Consider the following 25048-nt stretch of genomic DNA (forward strand, 5'->3'; position numbering starts at 1 on the left):
GGAGGCCGCCGCCTTCGGGCGGCGGAAAAAGACATGACCATGCAATATGACCTGAACCGAATCAACACCCTGACCGCCACAGACCTGGAGTTTATCCGTCAGCAGGGCGAGGACGCGCGCCGCGCCCTCAGCGATGCCGTGACCGGCCTTCTGTCGACACCTGAAGGATGGTGCGTCTGTGCCGAGTTCCGCACCGAGTTCGGTGGCTTCTTCCCCGTCCAGTGCCGCTTCAGCGCGGAAGGCAGCGATGACTGGCATCTGTGCGTGTGCAGCCCCGGCGAAGTCTCGCCTTACTGGCTTCTGGTGCTGCTCTCCTCCGGCGGTGAAGTGGTGCGTACCCTTTACCAGAGCGACACGCTCCAGCCTGACCGGATAAACCAGCTTATCGCGCAGCTGGCAGGTATGCGCCGCTTTAACTGCACAGCCAGCACTGTGGTGAACCTGATGAGCGTGGGGGTGACAGCATGATCCCGTCCTCACACGCGCTCGTTTCCCTGAAGCCTGCCCGTCAGGCTGCAATTCAGGCTATCAGCCATGTTGAGTCTGCCCGCGAACGCGGCGCACGACTGCCCGCCATGCCGTATGTGCGTATCTTTCTGCGCTTGCTCACGGGCAGCGGACGCCTCAACGCCACGGTGGCCAATAAAATACCTGGCCTGCACTGGGTGCCAAATAACCGTCATTCGAACCTGAAACAGGTCGAGGAAGCGCTTAACACGATGATTGCCACCTGTGGCGAAGCCTGCCCGCTGCCGCTCACGATTGACGTGCAGGCCGAGCTATTCCCTGAAGTCATGCACACCCGCACGGGGCGACGGCTGCACAGGTCCGGCATTAAGACCACGCGTCAGCTTCGCCGCCAGTCCCGTGAGTACGAACAGCGCTGGAAACTGCGCCAGAACCTGCTGGAGCAGGCGAAAATCGACCTGAATTTTCAGTCACCGGAAACCGTCTGCACCTGGTACACCCGGTGGAGCGACGAGTTTGACGCGGCAGAGCTTGCTGCACCGTTCTGGCGCTGGCAGTCGCGGTTCGCGTCGCTGAAGGAACTTGACTGGCTTCGCATCAGCGGTGAGCCGCTGTATGCAGTGATGTATGAAATCCCGTTTATTGTCCGGGAAACACCTGAGCATGTTCGTGTCGCTGAACGCTGGCAGGTGCCAAATAAGCTGGCTGATCGGAGCGGTGTATGAAGTGGCGCTATTCCCTGCGCTGGAAATTGCCACACATGCCCTGCCCTGGTCCACTGGAGCTGGTTTCAGTTGTCGTGGAGGCAGGGCAGGCGGCACCTGAAGAGGTAATGTCACGCTGGGTAGCTGGCTCAGGTTACGCTGTATGCGTGGATTTTCTCGGTCAGAAACAGATCCAGCGCTGGAGCGATGAACGGAAAGCAGCGGTGAGAAGGCGCAACATGCAGGCACGGATTAATCGTGTTGCCCCTTTGTTTGCCGATGAGTTAATCGAGCGGGAACTGGCAGCGCGTCCGGCGTATTTCAATGGCAAGTCTGCCCGATGAATCAGATACAATGCTGTCTGACTGAACAGATGGCCATACAAAAGGAAAGCAGGACTATGAGGTACTGGTTGCTCGTTATATTACTGTACGCGCTGTTCTTTTTAATCGTCAGGCATGCTGCGCCAGAATGGGAAGGCACGACAGGCTATTATGCTGGCCTGTTCATATGCAGTCTGATAGCGATGGTTATCACATGGCGTGATACGCCAGGCTGGTTCGATAAAGTCCTGCTCTGCGTAATTAAATACGGCGTTCTGAGTGCCGGGATTATCTTCTTTGTCTGGGGCGTCGGGTACAAGCTGGCATTCTGGGGGCAAGGTAATTCTGAGGCCGTATTTGTAAGTGCCGGGGACGTGATTTTGCCCAATCTTGCGCTGGTCACGGGCGTATTGATCGCGGCATGGGGATACGTGAGATATTTCAGGCGTTAAGCAGCATAAAGCGTGGATATACCTGGTAAGAAAGAGCACCTGCCCGGTATAATCGACGTGGCGCTTGAGGCTTTTTGCCTCATGACGTGAAGGTGGTTTGTTGCCGTGTTGTGTGGCAGAAAGCAGAAAGCCCCGTAGTTAATTTTCATTAACCCACGAGGCCACCTGTATGCCTAGACAACATCAGGATAGCCTCTTAGATGCCGCAAGGCAAGGAGAAGAAGGCCATTGTTAACACCAAGCTGTAATGTCCCCTTTGAACCATTCTAAAATGTCCCCAGACAATTCTCTGGGGGATTTTTCATGATCAAAGAGACTGTTACGATGAGTCATAAGGAACTCCACCGACTTCAGATTATTCAGGAGTCAATTAATCGACATATTACTCAGGAACAAGCTGCGGCACGCATTGGCATTTCTATTCGGCAGGTTAAACGTCTGGTGCAACGGTATAGAAATGAAGGGCCTTCTGGTCTGGTTTCCCACCGACGTGGAAAGCGTCCTAATAATTCCTTTTCTACTGAATTCAGAGCAACAGTAATTTCACTCCTCAAAGGCCGTTACGCTGATTTTGGACCTACGTTTGCGTGCGAAAAATTGCGCGAGATACACGGTTTATCTTTATCCGTTGAAACTCTCAGAAAGTGGATGATAGAAGAGGGGTTATGGCGTGAACGCCGTCGTAAAATTGCCCGTATATATCAACGCCGCATGCGACGACCATCTTACGGTGAACTGATCCAGATTGATGGCTCACCTCATGACTGGTTTGAAAATCGAGGCCCCAGATGTACACTGATCGTTTTCATTGATGATGCCACCAGTGCGTTGATGGCGTTGCGTTTTGTGCCTGCTGAAACAACCCGGGCTTACATGGAAACCCTCCGGGGTTACCTTAATGATCATGGCGTACCGCTCGCTCTCTACTCTGATAGACACAGTATATTCAGGGTAAATAACCCAGAGCGGGAAGGTGAGCTGACCCAGTTCACTCGTGCGATAAAGACACTGGGCATCGAGCCAATCCATGCCAACAGCCCGCAGGCAAAAGGGCGGGTAGAGCGCGCCAATCAGACACTACAGGACAGGCTGGTCAAAGAAATGCGGCTTCAGAATATCAGTGATATTGAAACAGCAAATGCATGGTTGCCGACCTTTATTGAAGCCTATAACAACCGGTTCGCTACGTCGCCTCGTACTACTGATAATGCTCATCTTGATGTGCACCATTCTGAAGAGGAACTGGGTTATATCTTCAGCCTACAGGCGAAGCGCGTTCTGTCTAAAAATCTCACTTTCCAGTACAAAAGCAGTGCGTTTCAGGTACGCAGTGAGGGCCGGGGATATCGACTTAAGCATTCGGTTGTTACTGTATGCGAGAACTTTGACGGTGAAATTAACGTTCTGTATGACGGGAAAGCGCTGGGCTGGGAAAAGTATGTTGATGGCCCGGAGCCTATACCACTGGATGATGAAAAGAGTGTCCATGAACGAGTGGATAATGCCCGTATTGATTTACGCTCAAAATACTATGTTAAACCTAAAGCTGACCATCCCTGGCTTACGCGCCGAACGCAAAGTCATCAGCAAGTTAAGCCCCCGAAGTTACCTAAAAAGAAGCCTGATCCCGATAAAAAAGATTGAAACCAAGATCGATTCGGTTGAGTGCATATCCATTCATAGGGTAGATTCTTAAGTCGCGTTTCTGGTGTTCATTTTCGGGTGGTTTGTTACTTGTTTTACCGGGGATATGCCAGAAACGCGCTGAGTCAGTCTGGGCGGTGCGCGTAATGAGGCGTTATGGTAAATAGCCTATGCTAATGTCCGCTAAGAGCAAGAAGCGGAAGTTGGCAGTTTTGTGGACTGTCCCCACAAAAGTGACTACAGAAATAGTTGCAATTCATAATTGATCATGGGTTGTCAGTGAAACTCGTGGCGATTTAAATAGACTAATTGGGAGTGCGTCCATTACTTATATCTTGTAATGTTAACTATCAGAAATGATACAAAGATAATATGTCTTTAAAGAAAAGGCTGATGGCGAAAAGTGGCCCGATGAGGGCCACAATACGGCTGTCACTTAGACGTAAATATCAATGGTGCCAGCGGTATTTGTATCGTCTTTTTTCTCTTCTTTTTTATCAGGCTGAACTGTCGCGTCTTTATTCTTTTTCTCTGCCTGCTGCCTTAACAACTGCTCCAGTTGAGCCCTGAGGCTTTCAATTTGCTTCTGTACCAATGCAGCCATTTCTTTTTTCTGCTGTGTCGTCATCCCCTCTTCCGATGAGATTTTCCCAAGCTTTTCAGTCAGCACCTGAATTTGTCTTGTGATTTTGGCTATTTCTGATGTTCCTTCCGGGGCGGAGTTGTTTGAAATAACGGTTGAGGTATTTCCCTGAATTGTGACAGACATAGATTTCTCCTTTTAAAAAAGCACTATCGGCATGCACAAAAAAATCTTTAATCGTATTTCTTGTGTCATTAATTGTTTGATGTTCAGATTGTTTTCCTCGCGGGCTGGCGCGCCTCAGAAAGTAAAGCTTGTTGACAGGGGTAAACGTTCGGCAATAATTTTCTGCCGCATGCGGGTGTTGCATAAAACGTGCTATGTTCCTTTATCGACAGGTCAGGTCACCGCTCACCCGCCGACGAGAAAGCAACACTGACATGCTAAAGCAAAAAATAGATGAATAAGTTGAGTTGTGCATATGTAGCCTGACCGTCACAAAGTATATGGTGTCTGTACCAGTAAGATGATGGCCGGACTCTTTAAAAACGAGCTGACCTGCACAATACAGGATGGACTTAGCAATGGCTGCTCCTGGCACAAAGCGGACAGTGATCACCGTTCTTACGACTACTTTCTGACTTCCTTCGTGACTTGCCCTAAGCATGTTGTAGTGCGATACTTGTAATGACATTTGTAATTACAAGAGGTGTAAGACATGGGTAGCATTAACCTGCGTATTGACGATGAACTTAAAGCGCGTTCTTACGCCGCGCTTGAAAAAATGGGTGTAACTCCTTCTGAAGCGCTTCGTCTCATGCTCGAGTATATCGCTGACAATGAACGCTTGCCGTTCAAACAGACACTCCTGAGTGATGAAGATGCTGAACTTGTGGAGATAGTGAAAGAACGGCTTCGTAATCCTAAGCCAGTACGTGTGACGCTGGATGAACTCTGATGGCGTATTTTCTGGATTTTGACGAGCGGGCACTAAAGGAATGGCGAAAGCTGGGCTCGACGGTACGTGAACAGTTGAAAAAGAAGCTGGTTGAAGTACTTGAGTCACCCCGGATTGAAGCAAACAAGCTCCGTGGTATGCCTGATTGTTACAAGATTAAGCTCCGGTCTTCAGGCTATCGCCTTGTATACCAGGTTATAGACGAGAAAGTTGTCGTTTTCGTGATTTCTGTTGGGAAAAGAGAACGCTCGGAAGTATATAGCGAGGCGGTCAAACGCATTCTCTGAACCAAAGCATGACATCTCTGTTTCGCACCGAAGGTGACACTTCTGCTTTGCGTTGACAGGAGAAGAAGGCCATGAAACTGCCACGAAATACCCTGCTCTGGTGCGTATTAATAGTGTGTCTCACACTGCTGATATTCACTTACCTGACACGGAAATCGCTCTGCGAAATCCGGTACAGGGACACGAACAGGGAGGTGGCAGCTTTTATGGCTTACGAATCCGCTAAGTAGCTAACCCCGGCGGGGGGAAACCCCCGCCATTCAGGGGCTGAGACTGTGTTGACATGCCTGAAGCGCCTTTATGAAGGGGTTGCCGGTTCGCCGGTAGCCCCTTTTTCCATCCCGAAGGGTGCAGTCGCATGCATGAACAACCCGGAAGGTCTGTTCCCTTGCGGGGAACGGGGGAAGGGGGACGCGCCTTCGGCGCTGCCCCTCTGCTCCCTCCGCCTTGTCCACATTCCTGCCTTTCCTGCCTGATTTTGCTGAAGTCAGAGCGCCATGAGTTACCTGCCTGTACCTGGCTTCAGCCTGGTTTTTCCTGTGTTCTTCATCCCGGGCGTCATATCCGGCGTCCTGCTGGTTAACTTCCTCAACTGCAGCTCCGTGGCCATAACCCGAAAACAGGGCAGGGCGATGGCCCCCTTCGGCTCCCGGCCAGCGCTGCTGTCCGGTCGTCGAGCCCCACTCCGCCAGGGCGGCCGCTGCGCACCCGCCGGGCTCCGCCGAACCCCTGCGGGTTTCGGGCTGACGCTAGGGTCTGATGGCGAAGGTCAGAGGCTGCGGCTTCTCCGGCCGTGCCGTCCGGAACGCCTTCACCGCGCCGGCTGATGCCGTCGCTTTAATGGCGCCACGCCGTTCCGACGTGTCGGGTGTGTGCATCCTGTTCCCCCGGTGAAGCCATCCCCCGTGTGTCCTCACGCGGAGGGCTGCTTGTAGCACCGTCGGGTCGTCATCCAAGGGGTGAAATGCACTCCGCCAAAACTTTTTGCGTGCCGCAAATACTTTAGTCTCCGCCCCTTTCCTTCCGCCCTTCGCCGTTGCTCCTTTGCCCTTTGCCGCGAGAGAACTCACCAGGGAGATGGACAACCATCACCACAGGAGAAAACCAGGATGCACACACGAAACGTCAACGTCAAAACCGCCGCTCAAGAATCTACCGGAAGATGTGATTCAAACCTCACCATGTCCCAGTTCACGGATCTGTTTTGCTGGGTCCTGGCAGCATCGGAAGGGGAGCCACAACCGGCAATTTTTACGCCGCCAGAGAATGCCACTGAGCTGACGTTAATAAATGACGAATGCCCGGATTATATCTCTGTCTGGTTTGTAGATGGTCGCCCGGTGGCAGCTGCAATGCCGCTGGATAATTTTCATCGCGTTATTTCTTCATCTCTTACTAAATAATCAGGAGTAAATAAAAATGGTCAGTTTCGCAAGCCGCTATCGTATGCCTACCTCGATCCGCAAAGACCGTCCGCTGACGAATGATGAATTACAGCGCATCGTTCCGAGCGCGTTCTCATCGGATAAACACGATTCACGCTCTGAACGTTATACGTATATCCCGACCATTAACATTCTTGATCGCTTACGTGATGAAGGTTTTCAGCCATATTATGCAACTCAGTCACGTACACGTGACCAGGATAAACGCGACTTTACAAAGCATATGCTTCGCCTGCGCCGTCATGACCAGATTAACGGAAAAGAAGTACCGGAAATTATTCTGCTGAATAGCCATGATGGTTCAAGCAGCTATAAAATGATCCCCGGCATGTTCCGTCAGGTTTGCAGTAATGGTCTGGTTGCATGGAAGGATTTTGGTGAAATCCGCGTACCCCACAAAGGGGATATTGTCGGGCAGGTTATTGAAGGCGCTTACACGGTGCTGAAAACATTCGACGCGGTTGATGAAAATATAGACCTCATGAAAAGCATTCAGCTCACTTTGCCTGAGCAGCGCCTTTTTGGTGCGACCGCCCTGGAACTTAAATACGATGGAAAACCAGCGCCGATTACACCGGAGCAAATTATTAACCCTCGCCGTGTGCTCGACAGAGGCCAGGATTTATGGACCACGTTTAACGTGGTGCAGGAAAATGTGATCCGTGGGGGAATTCGTGGCAGAACGGAAAAAGGGAAGATGACCAGAACGCGGGAAGTCACCGGAATAGATGGTGACATCAAATTAAATCAGGTGCTCTGGAAAATGGCGGAGGAGTTTGCAAAACTGAAGGCCTGAAAATTAAGCCGCTCAACAGAGCGGCTTTTTACTGAACGCTATGTGACGATGCTGTTTCTGCAATTTTAATATCATGCTCCTTTCCCGTAACTGGCGCGAGACGTTCTGAAAGTAACTTTTTTCTGGCCAGTAATACACGATATATATTTTTGATATCCTGTGCATAGGCCTTGCGCTGTACAATGAGCTTTTTGCTCGGTCCAGTATTATACATCCCCACGCTGTCCCAGTTTTTCCCGTATGACCGAAAGTTGTGCGCCAGTACCCATGCTCCCGTATAAACGCAGATACATGGATCATTTAACAGGCGCTCACGGGTAATATTGAAGTTTTTAAGTTTACCGTAATGGGAACTGTTCACCTGCATACCGCAGACATCTTCCGTTCCATTCCTGTTTGATCCATTTATCGCATCCGGTACAAGATGACTCTCTTTAATCGAAATTGACATAAGCAGCAGCGGATCAATTTGGTAATCTTTCCCGGCCTGATCAAAGCACATCTGCGGAGCTGCGCCAGCAGATAGTGAAAGAGTCAGTAAAGCAGCAGGCAGTAACGATATTTTCATGGTTTGGCCTTTTAGCGAAATAAACGGGCTCTGGAGAGGCGCTTTAAAAAATACCCCGGCGGATCGTCGTAATCAAGTAAATTCACTACAAACGCGCGTGAGCGCTCTCCTGAAGGGATTTAACACCTGTCCGAAATAAATATGCCAGAGCGGTAGACGGTATTAACATGCCGCTCTTTACTAACCCTTTAAAACATCACACCCCACGCAAGACTTCGTCTTGCAGATTTTTTATTTAAATTCAGTGGTATGATGTGTGTATTATTTCGTAATTTTTGAGTATGTGCGCTTAAGGTGTGTGGACTAACACACATTGCAGTGCTTAATCAGGCACCGCAATGTGTGCTAATACAGCACTCTGAAGTATGGGGATTGTGTGTATTCAATTAATAGAGTAACTTAAAAGTAGATAGTGCCTGAACCACACACAGCATAGTGCCTAATACACACACACCATAGTGCCTGATTAGCACACATATTTAGGGTTGGATTATATATAAAATCAGTTGGTTACCAGAACACTGCACCACTGACAGTTGTTAAAGTTCGCCATTGCAGTGCCGCACCAGGCACTGCATTAGAATATCGAGAAATTATTATGCCAAGAAAGAACATTTACTTTAAAGACAAAATTGACCGAGAAATACATGATATTCTTGAAATAGAGCTACAAAAAGGGGCCACATCTTCTGAGATGAACTACTCATCGATAGTCAACGAATTAGTACGCCTTGGGCTTATGGTTTACAAATCGAAAGAAGAAGGAAGCTCATTTGACCTGGATGGCTTCAGGCGCGACCTTATAAAGAAAGTCTCCGGGTCACGAGAAGGTATTATGATTCTGACCGCCCTTGTCTCTGACATCTTCGTTACACTCAAAGGCCCCGACTCTGGCGTGAAACTGGAAGAGCTCATAAACACCAATATCAGTGCAATTAACGATGCGGAAGATAAAGCCGAAAAAGACCACTTCCTGGCAGGGTAAACTAGCTTCTTTGGCCGGAACACTCCGGCCAGAATCGATCACCGGGATGGATTTTCATCCCACGGGAGGTCACTTTTCTCCACCTCTCTTATTTTTTCCTTCAGGAAAACTTCAAATTCCATACACAGCACTTTAAGCGCCTGAGCATCCTCGTTCTGGTCAAGCAATCTTTCAGTAAAATAGCCGAGAGTATTCATTAACCGGGTGAGCATTTCATCATTCAGACTGCGGTTATGCACCTTCGCCATCGCCCTGATTTCATCCGCAAGATTCTCAGGAATACGCATGCTATAGCCGGTAGTTTTCCCCGGAAGCAAAATTCTTTCACCCTCCCGCCATACCCACAATTGCTCCTGTTTGTGTGGGGTCTTAATTTCACTCACAACCTCAACGGATTCACCATCAAGTAATTTCCCAAGCCATTCCTCAAATCTGACCGCCAGCGCAATAAGCCGCTCACCCTCCGCAGTTTTAATGACAGGCTTACCCGGCTGATAATTCAGAGACAACAAAAGCCTGGCAATAATTTCCTCATTCACGCTCCTGTTACCCGCTCTGGCACATATTCTCAGCTCCATGAGCAAATTATCGGGCGCCCGCAACCTCCACTCCACAGCCTCCCCTGGCTGGAACTTCCGTGGACGGCCGCGACCATCCCACATTTTCTCTTTAACTTTCATAGCTATAGATCCCTTAGGCCATTTCTGAACTTACTGGTCAACAAAGCCTACTCACTTACATATTCGGATAAATCTGAATACCTTCTAAAAATGTGACATGCGTCACAGTTTTTTTTTTTTAGGGTCATGGGACAATTGCGCCCGCGCAAACAAGCACTTACGCGATTCACTTTTGTTTACTTCGGAGAAAACAAGCATGTTAACCAAAGGCAGTGCCCTTAACGTCGGTAAGGGATGGGCGGTAGCGTCCTTATTCCGCAAAGCTCGTGAAAATCGTCTGACTAAATTTTACTTAAAGACAGTTGGCGCATTTCTTTTTGCATTCCTGGTCACACACCCGGCATTCGCATCCGGTACTGACCTTCTCGCATCACAGAACACAACGGTTAATTCAACCTTTGGTTCTGGCTCATCAATCGTTAAATGGTTTTACCTCGGGGAAATTCTTTTCGGTGTCTTCATTTATATGAAAACCCGCTCCCCACTCACATTCCTGGGCGTGCCGCTGGTAATCATTGCAACACGCATTGGTTTTGCGATTGCGAGCTAACCATGAGCGGGGAAGAGGATAAATACTACTTCCCGGAAACACTGAACCAGCAGGACCGTTATTTTGGTTTGCCATTAGATGAAATTATTATTGTCGCCCCTCTGGCTATACTGGGCATCCTCAACAATATGTCTATTGAACTCTCCATCATAGCGGGCCTGCTCTGGTTTCTCGTCAGATATCTGAAGAAAGGGCAGGGGTCGTACTGGTTACTTAATTTCTGTTACTGGCACCTGCCATCACTTTTATTCAAAGTAACCTTTCGCCAGATTCCTGATTCAAGTTTCCGGCACTGGAGGGCATAGTTTTTATGAAACTGAAAATTAAAGGAGAGCGCGATAAACAACTTAGTTATGCGTTTATTGGTCTTTCAGCGTTAACTTTAATTATGGGCGTGGGAAACGTATTAACAGGTTCGCTGGCATGGCATTTCGCCACTACCCAGAAAATCATCACCACGCCATTAACGTTTAACCGCCCATTTGCATCAGATTCAAAAAGTGTCGACGCCACCGGCCTGACACAGTTCGCCGCTTCCTTTATTTACTGGCGGCTGAATGTTAGTCCGGAAAACGTCGACACTAACCAGAAAATGGTTCTTGGATTCGTCCCCTCCGCCGAACGGGACGCACTCAAGAAAGCCCTGGATATTGAAGCTGAGCGAATCAAGAACGGGGGCATCACCACCCGATTCGACACGAAAGAAATTCGCGTTATTGACGATAACACCGTGCAGTACAGCGGAATACTGAAACCATCCACCACCAACGGCGCAATCACCACGCCACTGAAAGACCAGGAAAAAACCTACCGACTTAAACTGAGTTATGACAATGGTGTGATTAACCTCCACAGCTTTGAAGAACTCCAGCCGGTACCTTCCACCAACTGACAGGACTGCCCATGAAATTTCGCATTTCACCGGCAGCTGCTGCTGTGTTTCTGGCAGCGGGATTATTCACAAGCGGCCTCCGGGCCGCTTCCGCACCCGCAGCCATTCCGTTTGAGAACGACGCCGCCTTTAACGTCACACTCAGCAACACCAACCCGAGCAAGGTTGTTGTTGACGGAGAACTCATAACCAGCATCAGCGGACCAACCGGTGCCTATGACCAGAGCACAACCGACGACGGAGCGCTAATTCTGTCTCCACTCGTAGGCCAGAACTTCACGCTGTTTATCCAGACTGACCGCGGCTCATCCCTGAGCCTGAACGTCAGACCCCAGCCGGGTAACGGCAAAACACTGCGCTTCACCCCAATGTCACCACCACTTCGCAAGAACGATGACGCGAAGGCATGGGAAGAAGGACAGACCTACGAAAAAACTCTGGTCGCATTGTCCCGCGCTGTAGTCAATGGCCAGGTGCCGGACGACTACCAGGAGTACCCGGTCAGCCGCATGCCGGCATACACACCCGCCAGTGATGTACGCCTGACGCCGGAACGCCAGTTTGTAGGTAACCACCTGCGCATTGTGCGCTTCCGGATGAGCAACCCGGGCAGCATCACCCGCAGCCTGCGCGAGCGTGATTTCTGGCGCAAGGGCGTCCGGGCCGTAATGCTGTCACAGAACCAGCTCTACGCCGGCGGAGAGGGGTATGCCTGGATTGTGTTTTCAGATGACGGAGACACCCGCCCATGAACCTGAATGAAAACCTGAAAACCCGCCGTAAGCAGCTGGCCATTCTCGCTGCCGTTATAGTCGGCGGCGCGGCCGCAACGGGCGGCGTTATCTGGTACGGGCAGCATCAGCAGGAGCAGAAGCAACCCGCCCCGGTCGCAACGCCAAATATGACCGGCGTGGTTACCGCAGCGTTTAACCAGCAGGTTAACGATGCCGCACTGCAGCAGCAGCAGGCCAAAACATCAGAGCTTGAAGACAAGCTCGCTACGCTCACGCAGCAGTTCGCGCAGAACAAGCTCACCACCGAGCAACAGCTGGCCAAAAAGGACGAAGAAATTCAGCGTCTGAATGACCAGCTTACGAAAGCCCCCGGCAGCAACCAGACCACTGGCCAGCAGACACCACCTGCAGGTCAGAACGGAACACCACTCCCCGGTCCCGTTGCTGCCGGTCAGGCCCGGCCACCCGAATACACTGTGACCCCCGCAGGCACACCGGCCGCCACTGGTGTGAATATGGGGCAGGGCGCAGCGTTCTACCCGGGCGGCTCCGGTCAGAGAATGACTGGCGGCCTGTCGACAACAAAGTTCAGCTATGAAAGCCTGAAGAAAAAGCCAACCAAACTCCCCTGGATTCCGTCAGGCTCCTTCTCCGACGCCATCATGATTGAAGGTGCCGACGCCAACGCCAGTGTTACCGGCCAGCAGAACACCCAGCCCGTCACCATCCGCCTGCTGGGCAATATCCAGATGCCGAACAACAAAGAATACAGCGCTGACGGCTGCTTTGTGGTGGGTGAAATCTGGGGCGACATCTCCAGCGAGCGCGGGATTGTCCGGACGAAATCAATCAGTTGCGTACTGAAAAACGGCAAGCACGTCGATATGGAATTCGATGGCCACGTCAGCTACCAGGGTACATCAACAGTAACGGTGGTCTCGATCCGCTAGTCCATTCACGGAAAGGAACGATACAAATCACCGCCACACCGTCAGTCGATACCGACGATGAAACGCTGGCCGTTCTGAGTGTGAACTGTGACTGGCAGATTAAAACTGCCGGTGACGCGCTGCACGCCGGGCAAATGAACGAAGAGAAGATGCGTCGCCTGGAGTTAATCCGGGCCGCAGCGGAGGGTCGAAAATGAGTTTTGTCGACAGCCTGATGGATATGCTGAAAAACGGGAAGCAGGAAGACGGAGCCGCCACGGCCCGCAACAACCTCTCCCAGACCTGGGACTATCCCTCTCTGGTCGCCGCGCTGCCGTACCGGTATTACGACGATACGAATGAGATTTTCGTCAATGCCGGCTCCGCAGGTTTCATTATGGAAGCGGCCCCGCTTCCCGGCGCGAACGAGCAGGTGATGGCCGCGCTCGATGACATGCTCCGCAAGAAGCTGCCACGCCAGACGCCCGTCACCGTTATTCTGGTCGCAAGCAAATGTGTCGGAGAGCGTATCGATCGCGGCGTGAGTAATGATATGTGGAAAGGCGGGATGGCTGAGCACCTCAATAAAATCACCCGCGCTTTCTGGCAGCGCTCCGCGCTCCACGGTCTGGCCAACGAACGTGAATATCCGCTCTACCTGCGTAACTACCGTATCTTTTTTGTGTACGGCAAAGAGGTAAAACGTTCTTCCCAGATGCAGCGGGTCATTGACGAGCTGATTCAGATACGCAACACCATCCGCGTCTCCCTGGGCGCCGCACGTATCGACAGCATGAACATTGATGTTCACGCCTTCCTGTCTGCGGTACGTGAAGTCATGAACTACCGCCAGGAACAGGTGCTGATGTCTTCCGGAGATTACAGCGAGGACGAGAGGCTCAACCGCCAGGTGGTTGATCCGGGGATTGACCTTAAGGTTCATCCATCGCATATCCGGATGGTGCTGCCGGAGACTATCGACGCGCGCGGGACGCGCCTGCCGGCATCGGCATGCCGCATCATCAATATGCAGCTCGCCAAAAACCCGCGCCGCTTTGCGCTCTGGCAGGGCGCAGATAATCTGCAAAATCTGCGCTTCCCTGACCTCGGCATTCCCTGTCCGTTTATGCTGACCTGGACCACTGAGCTGGAAGAACAGACCAAAAGCCAGAGTGAGGCGTTTCGTAAAGATACGGACCTGTCCAAAAAGGCCAACTCAGCCTACGCCGCACTCTTTCCTGGCACCAAAAAAGCAGCCGAAGAGTGGCGTCGGGCGCGTGAACAGCTGAACAGCAATGAAATTGCACACTGCAGAAGCCCGAAAATGGACTGACCTGTTAACGCTGAAACTGTTTTATGCCTTAATTTTTACCGCTGTGGTCGAAAGGGTATACGTGAAGTGTGCCGGTACAACACTCAGTACGATGGTAGAGCCGGTGACTATTGACCGCTCCGAACAGTTTACGCTTTCACTTCTCATCCACTATCCGCAGTACCTGCTGTGGGGCGTTATGGGCGCGATTTGTGTGCTTATTGCGGTGAATGTACTCGTCTGTAGCTGGCTCAGTCTGGCCAGATATCTTTGCCGCAAACTGAGCCGGGTTGACAGCCCGACAGGTCAGGATACGCAAGCTGCGGAGGTGCCAAATGATTAAGGCGCTTATTACGGCAGGGGTTGTGTTCTTCTCAGGTCTGGCAGCTCTGCCAGCTCAGGCAGACGTTAACGGCGACCTGAACGGCTTCTTTGGCAAGCTGGGCTACAGCGGTAACGTCTCTCAGGCTCAGGCATGGCAGGGACAGGCGGCCGGGTACTTCTCCGGCGGTTCTGTTTATCTCCGCAACCCCGTCAAAAACGTCCAGCTGATCTCGATGCAGCTGCCTTCTCAGCAGCATATTGACTACGGCTGGGCCGTCACCGGGTACGGTGCACAGGGGGCCAGTACCGATTACGTCATTGCGCTTGAAGGCACGGAAGGCGGGCGTAAGGCACTTGCCACACGTCGTGCCTTCTACATCTCAACCTCACGCGTCAAGGAGCACGTCCAGATTTACACCGACGGGAAAGCGGACTGGGTTAAGGCGATAAAAACGCCGGAGCGTGATATTAAAACGGCGCACGATGCGCTGGCACCAGAAACGCAGCGTAAACAGGCGAAAGCCATCTGGGCAATGGGGCAGCCGGTGAATAAAACGGCCATCGGGCGCGCCTGGGTGCGCCATCAGGGTATGCAGGAGGCGTCACTGACGGCAAAAATCATCCCGGCCACCCGGCGCTTTCCTGAACCGGCGCTGGCGCTGCCGGTGTATGACAACAATGGCAGGAGTGCGGGGCTGGCCCTGGTTTCCCTGGTCGCCAGCCCGGAGGGGCGGATGACTCAGGGGGAGACCCGAATGGTCATGACAGAGCGTGCCCGTGGAGCCGTGCTGCAGCGGAGTCAGTCCGGAAACACGATTGTGGCCAGCGACCTGACGGCCGCACTTGATGCAGTACGACATCACCCGAAGGACGGTGTGGTCTGGCAGACCGGCGATGAGCCACCATCAGCACATCTGCTGAAAGTCAGCGGAGGTATCGTTACGGAGGCCGCATCAGAACACAAACTGATCCGTGACCAGGAGGAAACCACACGACAGACAGAAAAAGATATGCTTAACAAAGCCGCTAAAGCGGAAAAAGAAAAGAGTGAGACTCAGGAGCGTATTGTTGTGCCGGTGGAGGACGCGGTGCGTATTATGCCCGGGATGCTCGAGGTTGACGACCGGAATGAGCCGACGATTCCTGACGGAAAAGTGCTCATTCAGGTTGCCAGCTCGGACAGCGTTAGCCACGATGAGATTAGCCGTCATATCAGGGCAGAAAAGGAACCATTGGCCAGCAAAGTCGCTTCGGAACGTGCGGGAGTCAGCCGCATTGTGAATGAGCTGGCCAATACCGAGCGGGATATTATCCGGCAACCCGAAAATAGTGAGCGTGGCCGCATGCCGGAGCGTGAAGAACAGACCCCCACCCGTACCATTCAGAAAGAACGCTAATCCCCCATTTAACAATGAGAATCAGACGATGAAAGCAAACAAATTAGCAGTATTTATAGTTACAACATACATTGGCTTTATTTCAACGGCACACGCTTCGGCCCCTCAGCCCTTATTCAGCACGGAACAGGAGGCCCGTATCGGGGAAATCGCAGCAGACTACCTGGTGTCCCACCCGGAGATACTGGTGACGGTCAGTCATAAGCTGCAGGAACAGCAGGAGGCACGTAAGCAGAAGATGTTTGCACTCAGCGTGATGGAGAATCAGGCGAACCTTCTGCATGATCCGGACACACCGGCTTACGGGCCTGATAATGCAAAGGTCGCGGTGATTGAATTCTTTGATTACCAGTGCGTGTTCTGCAGTCGCTTCGCGCCGGAGCTGGAGAAGGTCATGAAAGCGCAGCCGGACGTCCGCTACCTCTTTAAGGAGTGGCCAATATTTGGAGGCCGCTGGGAAGCTTCACTTCAGGCTGCACAGCAGGGGCTGACGGTCTGGCAAAAGAAAGGGCCGCAGGCCTATGTCACCTATCACAATGCCATCTACGGCACAGGTCATAATGAAGGCAAACTGACGGCGGAGGATATTCACGGGGCAGCGTCAAAGGCGGGGCTGGCCACTCCAGCTCCTGGCGACCATACCGCGTCCCTTGAGAAAAACAGTAACCTGGCAGAGGCGCTGGGACTCACCGGAACGCCGGGGATCATCGTCATGCCCGTTAGCGGAGCCACTCCTGACACCATCACGGTTTTCCCGGAAGCCGTTACCGCTGAAAAACTCCAGGCTGCAATCCGGAAAGCCACCAGGGCGAAATGATCCTCAGTCCGAAGAACGTCTCCCGCCAGAGACTGTTTTTTTATGTTCCGCGCGTAAATGCCATCTTCCCGTTCCGTTCCCCTGCGCTTCCTCGATCAGGCCTGCCGGCCTGATGCTGCGGCGAGCGCTGCCGGTTAAACGTCCCTTCAGGACAATTAGCACGCAAACAATGAACGCTAATCTGGCCTGACATCTGGAAATATTGCCTGCGAGAAGGTAGTATTCGGATCGTCAGCGATCGTCTTGTGGTGGGACAGATTGTTGATTCAGATTACTTTTGTGACCTAACTCAAACTGACGGTTTGACTGCTTTGTGGTGAGGCAGGTAGGTGGCAGAAGATGGTTTTACGGAAGAAATGCGGACTTCCGGAAACAGACAGGGACAGGACGTGTCCGTTAAAACGTTCAGGAGCAGGTGACGGGATATTTCCCGGAGCCTGAATGCACAAACCCCCCGATAACTGTCATCAACTTGGCGGAAGAAACAGGTATCAGGGGGTCCAAAAGCAGGCGCGTTGCCTGTGAAGGATTATAACGCATGCACCATAGAAAACAACACCCGGCCGCCATAAGAACAGGCCGCCGTGAATGACAATCAGATTTCTGTTCACTGGTCTGAGCTTCCGGCCGAAGAGTTAATCCGTTTCTGGCAGGACGTCGATGCCGGCACACAGGATAATTTTCTTACTGAGCCGGTCAAAAAGCGGACCCGCCGTAAGCGCGGTGAACACTCCACAAAAGCCAAATGTGAAAACCCGTCCTGGTTCCGTCCTGAGCATTATAAAAAGCTCTCCGGACAGCTCGGTCATGCCTACAATCGCCTGGTGAAAAAAGACAAAGAAACGGGGCAGGTCAGCCTGCGCATGCATGTTTCCCGTCACCCTCTCTATGTTGCCGGCCGCCGTAAAGCGGGACGTAAATATGGCTTCCGTCCGGAACGTCAGCGCCTGCTCGATGCGCTCTGGCCAGTGCTCATCAGCTTCTGTGATGCCGGCAAGCATACCGTTGGCATGTGTATCACCCGTCTTGCAAAAGAACTCAGTGCAAAGGACGCAAAAGGCAATGTCATTCCTGAAACGGAGGTGACGGTGTCACGCCTTTCACGGCTTATTGAGGAACAGGTACGGTTTGGCGTTCTGGGCCTTGCGGAAGAACGCACCTGGGATCGTGAATCCCGCTCCTGGCTGCCAACGTATGTTTATATGGGGTCCGCTTGGAAAACGGAAATTATCCTACGCTAAGCCTGTTTTTTGTACATATTACTATTCACTGAGCGTAATGCGCGGTATTTACCCTGTCCCAGTTTGAGGTTCGTTCTCCAGACGTAATCCCCGCTCAGGTTGATATGTTCCCATCCCAGTGGTGACAGATGGTAATCAGTTGCTCATTAATCGGGATCCCTTTTCGTCTCAAAGAATCTATCGCTCTTTCTATATATACCGTATTCCACAGTGAGATCGCCGCAGTCAGCAACGTCAGACCGCTGGCTCGATAGCTCTGATTCTCCAGCCCCCGATCTCTGATTTCACCCAGCCGATGCATAAAGACCGCTCGCGCAAGGGCATTGCGAGCCTCACCTTTATTCAGCCCCGCCTGTATTTTAACGAGGAATATACATGCGACGTAATGCACAAAAATGGGTGATGCTGCCAACTTACTGATTTAGTGTATGATGGTGTTTTTGAGGTGCTCCAGTGGCTTCTGTTTCTATCAGCTGTCCCTCCTGTTCAGCTACTGACGGGGTGGTGCGTAACGGCAAAAGCACTGCCGGACATCAGCGCTATCTCTGCTCTCACTGCCGTAAAACATGGCAACTGCAGTTCACTTACACCGCTTCTCAACCCGGTACGCACCAGAAAATCATTGATATGGCCATGAATGGTGTTGGATGCCGGGCAACCGCCCGCATTATGGGCGTTGGCCTCAACACGATTTTACGTCACTTAAAAAACTCAGGCCGCAGTCGGTAACCTCGCGCATACAGCCGGGCAGTGACGTCATCGTCTGCGCGGAAATGGACGAACAGTGGGGCTATGTCGGGGCTAAATCGCGCCAGCGCTGGCTGTTTTACGCGTATGACAGGCTCCGGAAGACGGTTGTTGCGCACGTATTCGGTGAACGCACTATGGCGACGCTGGGGCGTCTTATGAGCCTGCTGTCACCCTTTGACGTGGTGATATGGATGACGGATGGCTGGCCGCTGTATGAATCCCGCCTGAAGGGAAAGCTGCACGTAATCAGCAAGCGATATACGCAGCGAATTGAGCGGCATAACCTGAATCTGAGGCAGCACCTGGCACGGCTGGGACGGAAGTCGCTGTCGCTCTCAAAATCGGTGGAGCTGCATGACAAAGTCATCGGGCATTATCTGAACATAAAACACTATCAATAAGTTGGAGTCATTACCCTTTTTTCAACTTCTGATGGATGCGAGTGATTGAACTCATACATTAATGTTTTCCCACGAAGTCTTTTTTCAGGTAAGCCTTCGCACATATTGGTAAATAGCTTGCCTGCTTTTATTTTTTCTGTCATCGACATGTTCATTTTTAACATTCCGTCCTGATAAGTTGGTCGGATAAGGCGCTCGCGCCGTATCCGACATTAATTTCTTAAGCGACTTCATTCACCTGGCGACGCAGCAGGGAAAGTGGGCCGGGGCCGCTAAGCGTGAACACGGAAATTAAGGTGAAGCCCAGCGCCACCAGACCCAGCACCAGGTAAGCGCCCTGGAAACCGATGCTTTCATACATATTGCCCGCCAGAATAGACATAAAAATCATCGCCAGTTGCTTAAAGAAGCAGAAACAGACCAGATAAATCGTCGCTGAAAAACGCACTTCAAACTGGCTGGTAATATATTTAAAGCAGCCCACCAGCAGGAACGGTACTTCAAACATATGCAGCGTTTTCAGAATAACCACTTCCAGTGCTGAGGTAGCGAACGATGAGCCAATAATACGTACTGACATAATAGTGCCAGCCAGCAGCAGGGCGTTTTTCCCACCGATGCGATTAATGATCAGTGGCGCAAAAAACATAATCGAGGCGTTAAGTAATTCGCCCATTGTCGTTACGTAGCCAAATACCCGCGTACCCTGTTCACCGGTAGCAAAGAACGAAGTAAAGAAATTAGCAAACTGTTGGTCAAAAACATCGTAGGTGCAGGAAACGCCAATAACATACAGTGACAAAAACCACAGTTTTGGCTGTCTGAACAGTTCCAGCGCCAGCTTAAGGCTAAATGCCGAATGGTTGGCACCTACCGCATTGGCAACCGTGGCAGAAGAGGGCGCATCCGTTTTGGCGAAAAAGAGTAAAACGGCGAGGATGAGTGCACAGCCAGAACCCAGCCAGAAAACAAACTGATTATTGATGGTGAACATGATGCCGACAATCGAGGCACACAGCGCCCAGCCAACACAGCCAAACATCCGCGCTCGACCAAATTCGAAATTACTGCGACGGCTGACTTTCTCGATAAATGCCTCTACTGCTGGCGCACCGGCGTTAAAACAAAAGCCTAGATAAATACCACCAACAATCGATCCTACTAAAATGTTGTATTGTAACAGTGGCCTGAAGATAAAAATAAAGAACGGCGCAAACATCACTAACATGCCGGTAATAATCCACAGCAGGTATTTGCGCAGCCCGAGTTTGTCAGAAAGCAGACCAAACAGCGGTTGGAATAATAGCGAGAACAGAGAAATAGCGGCAAAAATAATACCCGTATCACTTTTGCTGATATGGTTGATGTCATGTAGCCAAATCGGGAAAAACGGGAAGTAGGCTCCCATGATAAAAAAGTAAAAGAAAAAGAATAAACCGAACATCCAAAAGTTTGTGTTTTTTAAATAGTACATAATGGATTTCCTTACGCGAAATACGGGCAGACATGGCCTGCCCGGTTATTATTATTTTTGACACCAGAGCAACTGGTAATGGTAGCTACCGGCGCTAAGCTGGAATTCCGCCGACACTGACGGGCTCCAGGAGTCGTCGCCACCAATCCCCATATGGAAACCGTCGATATTCAGCCATGTGCCTTCTTCCGCGTGCAGCAGATGGCGATGGCTGGTTTCCATCAGTTGCTGTTGACTGTAGCGGCTGATGTTGAACTGGAAGTCGCCGCGCCACTGGTGTGGGCCATAATTCAATTCGCGCGTCCCGCAGCGCAGACCGTTTTCGCTCGGGAAGACGTACGGGGTATACATGTCTGACAATGGCAGATCCCAGCGGTCAAAACAGGCCGCAGTAAGGCGGTCGGGATAGTTTTCTTGCGGCCCTAATCCGAGCCAGTTTACCCGCTCTGCTACCTGCGCCAGCTGGCAGGTCAGGCCAATCCGCGCCGGATGTGGCGTATTGCTCGCCACTTCAACATCAACGGTAATCGCCATTTGACCACTTCCATCAATCCGGTAGGTTTTCCGGCTGATAAATAAGGTTTTCCCCTGATGCTGCCACGCGTGGACCGTGGTAATCAACACCGCGTCGGCAAGCGTATCTGCCGTGCACTGCAACAACGCTGCTTCGGCCTGGTAATGGCCCGCCGCCTTCCAGCGTTCGACCCAGGCGTTAGGGTCAATGCGGGTCGCTTCACTTACGCCAATGTCGTTATCCAGCGGTGCGCGGGTGAACTGATCGCGCAGCGGCGTCAGCAGTTGTTTTTTATCGCCAATCCACATCTGTGAAAGAAAGCCTGACTGGCGGTTAAATTGCCAACGCTTATTATCCAGCTCGATGCAAAAATCCGTTTCGCTGGTGGTCAGTTGCGGGATGGCGTGGGGCGCGGAGGGGAGTGTCACGCTGAGGTTTTCCGCCAGACGCCACTGCTGCCAGGCGCTGATGTGTCCGGCTGCTGACCATGTGGTCGCGTTCGGTTGCACTACGTGAACCGTTAGCCAGAGTTGTCCGGCGCTCTTCGGCTGCGGTAGTCCAGGCAGTTCAATCAACTGTTTACCTTGTGGAGCGACATCCAGAGGCACTTCACCGCTTGCCAGCGGCTTGCCATCCAGCGCCACCATCCAGTGCAGGAGCTCGTTATCGCTATGACGGAACAGGTATTCGCTGGTCACTTCGATGGTTTGCCCGGATAAACTGAACTGGAAAAACTGCTGCTGGTGTTTTGCTTCCGTCAGCGCCGGATGCGGCGTGCGGTCGGCAAAGACCAGACCGTTCATGCAGAACTGGCGATCATTCGGCGTATCGCCAAAATCACCGCCGTAAGCCGACCACGGATTGCCATTTTCATCATATATAATCAGCGACTGATCCACCCAGTCCCAGACGAAGCCGCCCTGTAAACGGGGGTACTGACGAAACGCCTGCCAGTATTTAGCGAAGCCGCCAAGACTGTTACCCATCGCGTGGGCGTATTCGCAAAGGATCAGCGGGCGCGTCTCTCCAGGCAACGAAAGCCATTTTTTGATGGACCATTTCGGCACAGCCGGGAAGGGCTGGTCTTCATCCACGCGCGCGTACATCGGGCAAATAATATCGGTTGCGAAGGTGTCGGCTCCGCCGCCTTCATACTGTACCGGGCGGGAAGGATCGACAGATTTGATCCAGCGATAGAGTGCGTCGTGATTAGCGCCGTGGCCTGATTCATTCCCCAGCGACCAGATGATCACACTCGGGTGATTACGATCGCGCTGCACCATTCGCGTTACGCGTTCGCTCATCGCGGGTAGCCAGCGCGGATCATCGGTCAGACGATTCATTGGCACCATGCCGTGGGTTTCAATGTTGGCTTCATCCACCACATACAGGCCGTAGCGGTCGCACAGCGTGTACCACAGCGGATGGTTCGGATAATGCGAACAGCGCACGGCGTTAAAGTTGTTCTGCTTCATCAGCAGGATATCCTGCACCATCGTCTGCTCATCCATGACCTGACCATGCAGAGGATGATGCTCGTGACGGTTAACGCCGCGAATCAGCAACGGCTTGCCGTTCAGCAGCAGCAGACCATTTTCAATCCGCACCTCGCGGAAACCGACATCGCAGGCTTCTGCTTCAATCAGCGTGCCGTCGGCGGTGTGCAGTTCAACCACTGCACGATAGAGATTCGGGATTTCGGCGCTCCACAGTTTCGGGTTTTCGACGTTCAGACGTAGGGTGACGTGATCGGCATAACCACCACGCTCATCGATAATTTCACCGCCGAAAGGCGCGGTGCCGCTGGCGACCTGCGTTTCACCCTGCCACAAAGAAACCGTCACCCGCAGCTCATCGCGCAGCTCGCCGTACATCTGAACGTCTGCCTCCAGTACAGCGCGGCTGAAATCATCATTAAAGTGAGTGGCTACATGTAAATCGCTGATTTGCGTAGTCGGTTTATGCAGCAACGAGACGTCACGGAAAATGCCGCTCATCCGCCACATATCCTGATCTTCCAGATAACTGCCGTCACTCCAGCGCAGCACCATCACCGCGAGGCGGTTTTCTCCGGCGTGTAAAAATGCGCTCAGGTCAAATTCAGACGGCAAACGACTGTCCTGTCCGTAACCGACCCAGCGCCCGTTGCACCACAAATGAAACGCCGAGTTAACACCATCAAAAATAATTCGCGTCTGGCCTTCCTGTAGCCAGCTTTCATCAATATTAAATGTGAGCGAGTAACAACCCGTCGGATTCTCCGTGGGAACATACGGCGGATTGACCGCAATGGGATAGGTCACGTTGGTGTAGATAGGCGCATCGTAACCGTGCATCTGCCAGTTTGAGGGGACGATGACAGTATCGGCGTCAGGAAGATCGCGCTCCAGCCAGCTTTCTGGTACCGCTTCTGGTGCCGGAAACCAGGCAAAGCGCCATTCACCATTCAGGCTGCGCGACTCTTGGGAAGGGCGATCGGTGCGAGCCTCTTCGCTATTACGCCAGCTGGCGAAAGGGGGATGTGCCGCAAGGCGATTAAGTTGGGTAACGCCAGGGTTTTCCCAGTCACGACGTTGTAATACGACGGCCAGTGAATCCGTAATCATTGTCATAGTTGTATCCTGTGTGAATTGTTATCCGCTCACATTTTCGCATAACATACGAGCCGGACACATAGAGTGTAAAGCCTGGGGTGCCTAATGAGTGAGCTGACTCACATTAATTGCGTTGCGCTCACTGCCCGCTTTCAAGTCGGGAAACTTGTCGTGCCAGCTGCATTAAGGAATCTGCCAACGTGCGGGGAGAGGTGGTTTGCGTATTGGGCGCCAGGGTGGTTTTTCTTTTCACCAGTGAGACGGGCAACAGCTGATTGCTCTTCACCGCCTGGCCCTGAGAGAGTTTCAGCAAGCGGTCCACGCTAGTTTTCCCCAGCAGGCGAAAATCCTGTTTGATGGTGGTTAACGGCGGGATATAACACGAGCTGTCTTCGGTATCGTCGTATCCCACTACCGAGATATCCGCACCAACGCGCAGCCCGGACTCGGTAATAGCGCGCATTGCGCCCAGCGCCATCTGATCGTTGGCAACCAGCATCGCAGTGGGAACGATGCCCTCATTCAGCATTTGCATAGTTTGTTGAAAACCGGACATGGCACTCCAGTCGCCTTCCCGTTCCGCTATCGGATGAATTTGATTGCGTGTGAGATATTTATGCCAGTCCGCCAGACGCAGACGCGCCGAGACAGAACTTAATGGACCGGCTAACAACGCGATTTGCTGGTGACCCAATGCGATCAGATGCTCCACGCCCAGTCGCGTACCGTCTTCATGGGAAAAAATAATACTGTTGATGGGAGTCTGGTCAGAGACATCAAGAAATAGGGCCGGAACATTAGCGCAGGCAGCTTCCACAGCAATGGCATCCTCGTCATCCAGCGGATAGTTAATGATCAGACCACTGACGCGTTGCGCGAGAAGGTTATGTACCGCCGCTTTACAGGCTTCGACGCTGCTTCGTTCTACCATCGACACCACCACGCTGGCACCCAGTTGATCGGCGCGAGATTTAATCGCCGCGACAATTTGCGACGGCGCGTGCAGGGCCAGACTGGAGGTAGCAACGCCAATCAGCAACGACTGTTTGCCCGCCAGTTGTTGTGCCACGCGGTTGGGAATGTAGTTCAGCTGCGCCATCGCCGCTTCCACCTTTTCCCGCGTTTTCGCAGAGACGTGGCTGGCCTTGTTCACCACGCGGGAAACGGTCTGATAAGAGACACCGGCATACTCTGCGACATCGTATAGCGTTACTGGTTTCACATTT

At 52.1% G+C, this 25048-nt stretch carries 28 protein-coding genes and 4 pseudogenes; 23 read left to right on the forward strand and 9 right to left on the reverse strand.

From position 1 onward, the window contains the following. The first annotated feature begins 33 nt into the window (after nucleotides 1-33). From psiB to HV340_RS23645, 6 genes are all read left to right on the forward strand, one after another. Nucleotides 34-468, forward strand: coding sequence for a conjugation system SOS inhibitor PsiB (gene psiB, locus HV340_RS23620; RefSeq protein ID WP_033488162.1), 435 nt, complete (start codon nucleotides 34-36; stop codon nucleotides 466-468). Further along, a complete protein-coding gene (locus tag HV340_RS23625) occupies nucleotides 465-1193 on the forward strand; it encodes a plasmid SOS inhibition protein A (RefSeq protein WP_033488163.1) in 729 nt (242 codons plus the stop codon). Before psiB ends, HV340_RS23625 begins: the two co-directional genes overlap by 4 nt. After that, a complete protein-coding gene (locus HV340_RS23630) occupies nucleotides 1190-1516 on the forward strand; it encodes a hypothetical protein (RefSeq protein ID WP_033488164.1) in 327 nt (108 codons plus the stop codon). Before HV340_RS23625 ends, HV340_RS23630 begins: the two co-directional genes overlap by 4 nt. A gap of 56 nt (nucleotides 1517-1572) precedes the next feature. Then, a complete protein-coding gene (locus tag HV340_RS23635; RefSeq protein ID WP_181216570.1) occupies nucleotides 1573-1947 on the forward strand; it encodes a hypothetical protein in 375 nt (124 codons plus the stop codon). A gap of 169 nt (nucleotides 1948-2116) precedes the next feature. Continuing rightward, a complete protein-coding gene (locus HV340_RS23640; RefSeq protein WP_157844161.1) occupies nucleotides 2117-2182 on the forward strand; it encodes a DUF5431 family protein in 66 nt (21 codons plus the stop codon). Between the two features lie 68 nt (nucleotides 2183-2250). Then, nucleotides 2251-3591: an IS1202-like element ISEsa1 family transposase gene (locus tag HV340_RS23645; protein ID WP_181216571.1), complete on the forward strand. Its 1341-nt coding sequence runs from the start codon at nucleotides 2251-2253 to the stop codon at nucleotides 3589-3591. A gap of 436 nt (nucleotides 3592-4027) precedes the next feature. On the opposite strand, the gene HV340_RS23650 is transcribed toward HV340_RS23645, so the two are convergent. Both HV340_RS23650 and ydfV read right to left on the reverse strand, forming a co-directional pair. Beyond that, entirely contained in the window at nucleotides 4028-4360 is a 333-nt protein-coding gene (locus HV340_RS23650; RefSeq protein ID WP_001317460.1) for a FlxA-like family protein, read from the reverse strand. A gap of 202 nt (nucleotides 4361-4562) precedes the next feature. Continuing rightward, nucleotides 4563-4868: a protein YdfV gene (ydfV, locus tag HV340_RS23655; RefSeq protein WP_001326990.1), complete on the reverse strand. Its 306-nt coding sequence runs from the start codon at nucleotides 4866-4868 to the stop codon at nucleotides 4563-4565. Nucleotides 4869-4892: 24 nt separating this feature from the next. Between ydfV and relB the strand changes: the two genes are divergently transcribed. The 5 genes from relB (at nucleotide 4893) to HV340_RS23680 (ending at nucleotide 7660) form a co-directional block, all read left to right on the forward strand. Continuing rightward, the gene (gene relB / locus HV340_RS23660) at nucleotides 4893-5132 is read left to right on the forward strand and encodes a type II toxin-antitoxin system antitoxin RelB (RefSeq protein ID WP_000534858.1); all 240 of its coding nucleotides are present in this window, start codon (nucleotides 4893-4895) and stop codon (nucleotides 5130-5132) included. Next, entirely contained in the window at nucleotides 5132-5419 is a 288-nt protein-coding gene (relE, locus tag HV340_RS23665) for a type II toxin-antitoxin system mRNA interferase RelE (RefSeq protein WP_000323025.1), read from the forward strand. The genes relB and relE overlap by 1 nt, the downstream gene beginning before the upstream one ends. Nucleotides 5420-5490: 71 nt before the next feature. Continuing rightward, entirely contained in the window at nucleotides 5491-5649 is a 159-nt protein-coding gene (locus tag HV340_RS23670; protein ID WP_008325141.1) for a type I toxin-antitoxin system Hok family toxin, read from the forward strand. Nucleotides 5650-6528: 879 nt separating this feature from the next. Next, nucleotides 6529-6822, forward strand: a complete 294-nt coding sequence (locus tag HV340_RS23675) for a hypothetical protein (protein ID WP_040119777.1) — start codon at nucleotides 6529-6531, stop codon at nucleotides 6820-6822. A 16-nt stretch (nucleotides 6823-6838) separates the two neighbouring features. Next, nucleotides 6839-7660, forward strand: a complete 822-nt coding sequence (locus HV340_RS23680) for a DUF932 domain-containing protein (RefSeq protein ID WP_015572081.1) — start codon at nucleotides 6839-6841, stop codon at nucleotides 7658-7660. 28 nt (nucleotides 7661-7688) lie between these two features. Here the strand turns inward: HV340_RS23680 and HV340_RS23685 are convergent, their stop codons facing one another. Continuing rightward, entirely contained in the window at nucleotides 7689-8228 is a 540-nt protein-coding gene (locus HV340_RS23685) for a lytic transglycosylase domain-containing protein (RefSeq protein ID WP_045890596.1), read from the reverse strand. Nucleotides 8229-8826: 598 nt separating this feature from the next. Here HV340_RS23685 and HV340_RS23690 point away from each other — a divergent pair. After that, nucleotides 8827-9213, forward strand: coding sequence for a relaxosome protein TraM (locus HV340_RS23690; RefSeq protein WP_023338043.1), 387 nt, complete (start codon nucleotides 8827-8829; stop codon nucleotides 9211-9213). A 38-nt stretch (nucleotides 9214-9251) separates the two neighbouring features. On the opposite strand, the gene HV340_RS23695 is transcribed toward HV340_RS23690, so the two are convergent. After that, entirely contained in the window at nucleotides 9252-9893 is a 642-nt protein-coding gene (locus HV340_RS23695; protein ID WP_111969600.1) for an Arc family DNA-binding protein, read from the reverse strand. A gap of 196 nt (nucleotides 9894-10089) precedes the next feature. Between HV340_RS23695 and HV340_RS23700 the strand changes: the two genes are divergently transcribed. From HV340_RS23700 to repA, 10 genes and pseudogenes are all read left to right on the forward strand, one after another. After that, on the forward strand, nucleotides 10090-10443 hold the full coding sequence (locus HV340_RS23700) for a type IV conjugative transfer system pilin TraA (RefSeq protein ID WP_045343953.1): 354 nt from the start codon (nucleotides 10090-10092) through the stop codon (nucleotides 10441-10443). A gap of 2 nt (nucleotides 10444-10445) precedes the next feature. Next, nucleotides 10446-10748, forward strand: coding sequence for a type IV conjugative transfer system protein TraL (gene traL / locus HV340_RS23705; RefSeq protein ID WP_045343954.1), 303 nt, complete (start codon nucleotides 10446-10448; stop codon nucleotides 10746-10748). Between the two features lie 5 nt (nucleotides 10749-10753). Further along, nucleotides 10754-11335 carry a type IV conjugative transfer system protein TraE gene (locus HV340_RS23710; protein WP_181216572.1) on the forward strand — a complete coding sequence of 194 codons (582 nt, stop codon included), beginning with the start codon at nucleotides 10754-10756 and terminating at the stop codon, nucleotides 11333-11335. Nucleotides 11336-11346: 11 nt separating this feature from the next. After that, nucleotides 11347-12087, forward strand: coding sequence for a type-F conjugative transfer system secretin TraK (gene traK / locus HV340_RS23715; protein WP_047366158.1), 741 nt, complete (start codon nucleotides 11347-11349; stop codon nucleotides 12085-12087). After that, complete coding sequence (locus HV340_RS23720) at nucleotides 12084-13019, forward strand: hypothetical protein (protein ID WP_226876278.1); 936 nt, start codon at nucleotides 12084-12086, stop codon at nucleotides 13017-13019. Before traK ends, HV340_RS23720 begins: the two co-directional genes overlap by 4 nt. A 193-nt stretch (nucleotides 13020-13212) precedes the next feature. Beyond that, nucleotides 13213-14304, forward strand: a pseudogene (locus HV340_RS23725) (TraC family protein); the annotation flags it as partial. Then, a complete protein-coding gene (locus HV340_RS23730) occupies nucleotides 14294-14653 on the forward strand; it encodes a hypothetical protein (protein ID WP_181216573.1) in 360 nt (119 codons plus the stop codon). The pseudogene HV340_RS23725 and the gene HV340_RS23730, both read left to right, overlap by 11 nt. Next, nucleotides 14646-16031 (forward strand): conjugative transfer relaxase/helicase TraI domain-containing protein, encoded by a 1386-nt coding sequence (locus HV340_RS23740; protein ID WP_226876276.1) that lies wholly within the window; start codon nucleotides 14646-14648, stop codon nucleotides 16029-16031. The genes HV340_RS23730 and HV340_RS23740 overlap by 8 nt, the downstream gene beginning before the upstream one ends. 28 nt (nucleotides 16032-16059) lie before the next feature. After that, on the forward strand, nucleotides 16060-16848 hold the full coding sequence (locus HV340_RS23745; RefSeq protein WP_181216574.1) for a DsbA family protein: 789 nt from the start codon (nucleotides 16060-16062) through the stop codon (nucleotides 16846-16848). 584 nt (nucleotides 16849-17432) lie between these two features. Next, nucleotides 17433-18053, forward strand: a pseudogene (gene repA / locus HV340_RS23750) (plasmid replication initiator RepA); the annotation flags it as partial. Between the two features lie 32 nt (nucleotides 18054-18085). Here the strand turns inward: repA and HV340_RS23755 are convergent. Beyond that, a pseudogene (locus HV340_RS23755) lies at nucleotides 18086-18450 on the reverse strand (Tn3 family transposase); the annotation flags it as partial. Nucleotides 18451-18542: 92 nt separating this feature from the next. Here HV340_RS23755 and HV340_RS23760 point away from each other — a divergent pair. Continuing rightward, nucleotides 18543-19240 (forward strand): IS1-like element IS1A family transposase gene (locus HV340_RS23760; protein WP_100214959.1). Its coding sequence is split into 2 segments (ribosomal slippage): nucleotides 18543-18792 and nucleotides 18792-19240, totalling 699 coding nucleotides; the frame shifts between segments, so codons are not numbered across the junction. Between the two features lie 14 nt (nucleotides 19241-19254). Here HV340_RS23760 and HV340_RS23765 read toward each other — a convergent pair. The 4 genes and pseudogenes from HV340_RS23765 to lacI all read right to left on the reverse strand — a co-directional run. Beyond that, nucleotides 19255-19395 (reverse strand): annotated as a pseudogene (locus HV340_RS23765) (maltose acetyltransferase domain-containing protein); the annotation flags it as partial. 65 nt (nucleotides 19396-19460) lie between these two features. Beyond that, complete coding sequence (gene lacY, locus HV340_RS23770; protein WP_049134063.1) at nucleotides 19461-20714, reverse strand: lactose permease; 1254 nt, start codon at nucleotides 20712-20714, stop codon at nucleotides 19461-19463. Nucleotides 20715-20765: 51 nt separating this feature from the next. Continuing rightward, on the reverse strand, nucleotides 20766-23840 hold the full coding sequence (gene lacZ, locus HV340_RS23775; protein WP_045354819.1) for a beta-galactosidase: 3075 nt from the start codon (nucleotides 23838-23840) through the stop codon (nucleotides 20766-20768). Between the two features lie 121 nt (nucleotides 23841-23961). Next, on the reverse strand, nucleotides 23962-25044 hold the full coding sequence (lacI, locus tag HV340_RS23780) for a DNA-binding transcriptional repressor LacI (RefSeq protein ID WP_024195772.1): 1083 nt from the start codon (nucleotides 25042-25044) through the stop codon (nucleotides 23962-23964). Nucleotides 25045-25048 lie beyond the last annotated feature (4 nt).

Origin of the sequence: Enterobacter sp. RHBSTW-00975 (assembly GCF_013615235.1) — a bacterium.
GTDB classification, from domain to species: Bacteria; Pseudomonadota; Gammaproteobacteria; order Enterobacterales; family Enterobacteriaceae; genus Enterobacter; species Enterobacter ludwigii.

What these genes read in the sequence shown, in the direction of transcription:
- HV340_RS23650 (WP_001317460.1), bottom strand. Translation starts at nt 4,360, where the DNA reads ATGTCTGTCACAATTCAGGGAAATACCTCAACCGTTATTTCAAACAAC.
- lacY (WP_049134063.1), bottom strand. Translation starts at nt 20,714, where the DNA reads ATGTACTATTTAAAAAACACAAACTTTTGGATGTTCGGTTTATTCTTT.
- HV340_RS23690 (WP_023338043.1), top strand. Translation starts at nt 8,827, where the DNA reads ATGCCAAGAAAGAACATTTACTTTAAAGACAAAATTGACCGAGAAATA.
- HV340_RS23645 (WP_181216571.1), top strand. Translation starts at nt 2,251, where the DNA reads ATGATCAAAGAGACTGTTACGATGAGTCATAAGGAACTCCACCGACTT.
- relB (WP_000534858.1), top strand. Translation starts at nt 4,893, where the DNA reads ATGGGTAGCATTAACCTGCGTATTGACGATGAACTTAAAGCGCGTTCT.
- traK (WP_047366158.1), top strand. Translation starts at nt 11,347, where the DNA reads ATGAAATTTCGCATTTCACCGGCAGCTGCTGCTGTGTTTCTGGCAGCG.
- traL (WP_045343954.1), top strand. Translation starts at nt 10,446, where the DNA reads ATGAGCGGGGAAGAGGATAAATACTACTTCCCGGAAACACTGAACCAG.
- HV340_RS23695 (WP_111969600.1), bottom strand. Translation starts at nt 9,893, where the DNA reads ATGAAAGTTAAAGAGAAAATGTGGGATGGTCGCGGCCGTCCACGGAAG.
- HV340_RS23700 (WP_045343953.1), top strand. Translation starts at nt 10,090, where the DNA reads ATGTTAACCAAAGGCAGTGCCCTTAACGTCGGTAAGGGATGGGCGGTA.
- ydfV (WP_001326990.1), bottom strand. Translation starts at nt 4,868, where the DNA reads ATGTCATTACAAGTATCGCACTACAACATGCTTAGGGCAAGTCACGAA.
- HV340_RS23710 (WP_181216572.1), top strand. Translation starts at nt 10,754, where the DNA reads ATGAAACTGAAAATTAAAGGAGAGCGCGATAAACAACTTAGTTATGCG.
- relE (WP_000323025.1), top strand. Translation starts at nt 5,132, where the DNA reads ATGGCGTATTTTCTGGATTTTGACGAGCGGGCACTAAAGGAATGGCGA.
- HV340_RS23635 (WP_181216570.1), top strand. Translation starts at nt 1,573, where the DNA reads ATGAGGTACTGGTTGCTCGTTATATTACTGTACGCGCTGTTCTTTTTA.
- HV340_RS23680 (WP_015572081.1), top strand. Translation starts at nt 6,839, where the DNA reads ATGGTCAGTTTCGCAAGCCGCTATCGTATGCCTACCTCGATCCGCAAA.
- HV340_RS23720 (WP_226876278.1), top strand. Translation starts at nt 12,084, where the DNA reads ATGAACCTGAATGAAAACCTGAAAACCCGCCGTAAGCAGCTGGCCATT.
- HV340_RS23685 (WP_045890596.1), bottom strand. Translation starts at nt 8,228, where the DNA reads ATGAAAATATCGTTACTGCCTGCTGCTTTACTGACTCTTTCACTATCT.
- HV340_RS23745 (WP_181216574.1), top strand. Translation starts at nt 16,060, where the DNA reads ATGAAAGCAAACAAATTAGCAGTATTTATAGTTACAACATACATTGGC.
- HV340_RS23670 (WP_008325141.1), top strand. Translation starts at nt 5,491, where the DNA reads ATGAAACTGCCACGAAATACCCTGCTCTGGTGCGTATTAATAGTGTGT.
- psiB (WP_033488162.1), top strand. Translation starts at nt 34, where the DNA reads ATGACCATGCAATATGACCTGAACCGAATCAACACCCTGACCGCCACA.
- HV340_RS23730 (WP_181216573.1), top strand. Translation starts at nt 14,294, where the DNA reads ATGAAATTGCACACTGCAGAAGCCCGAAAATGGACTGACCTGTTAACG.
- HV340_RS23630 (WP_033488164.1), top strand. Translation starts at nt 1,190, where the DNA reads ATGAAGTGGCGCTATTCCCTGCGCTGGAAATTGCCACACATGCCCTGC.
- lacZ (WP_045354819.1), bottom strand. Translation starts at nt 23,840, where the DNA reads ATGACAATGATTACGGATTCACTGGCCGTCGTATTACAACGTCGTGAC.
- HV340_RS23675 (WP_040119777.1), top strand. Translation starts at nt 6,529, where the DNA reads ATGCACACACGAAACGTCAACGTCAAAACCGCCGCTCAAGAATCTACC.
- HV340_RS23740 (WP_226876276.1), top strand. Translation starts at nt 14,646, where the DNA reads ATGATTAAGGCGCTTATTACGGCAGGGGTTGTGTTCTTCTCAGGTCTG.
- HV340_RS23625 (WP_033488163.1), top strand. Translation starts at nt 465, where the DNA reads ATGATCCCGTCCTCACACGCGCTCGTTTCCCTGAAGCCTGCCCGTCAG.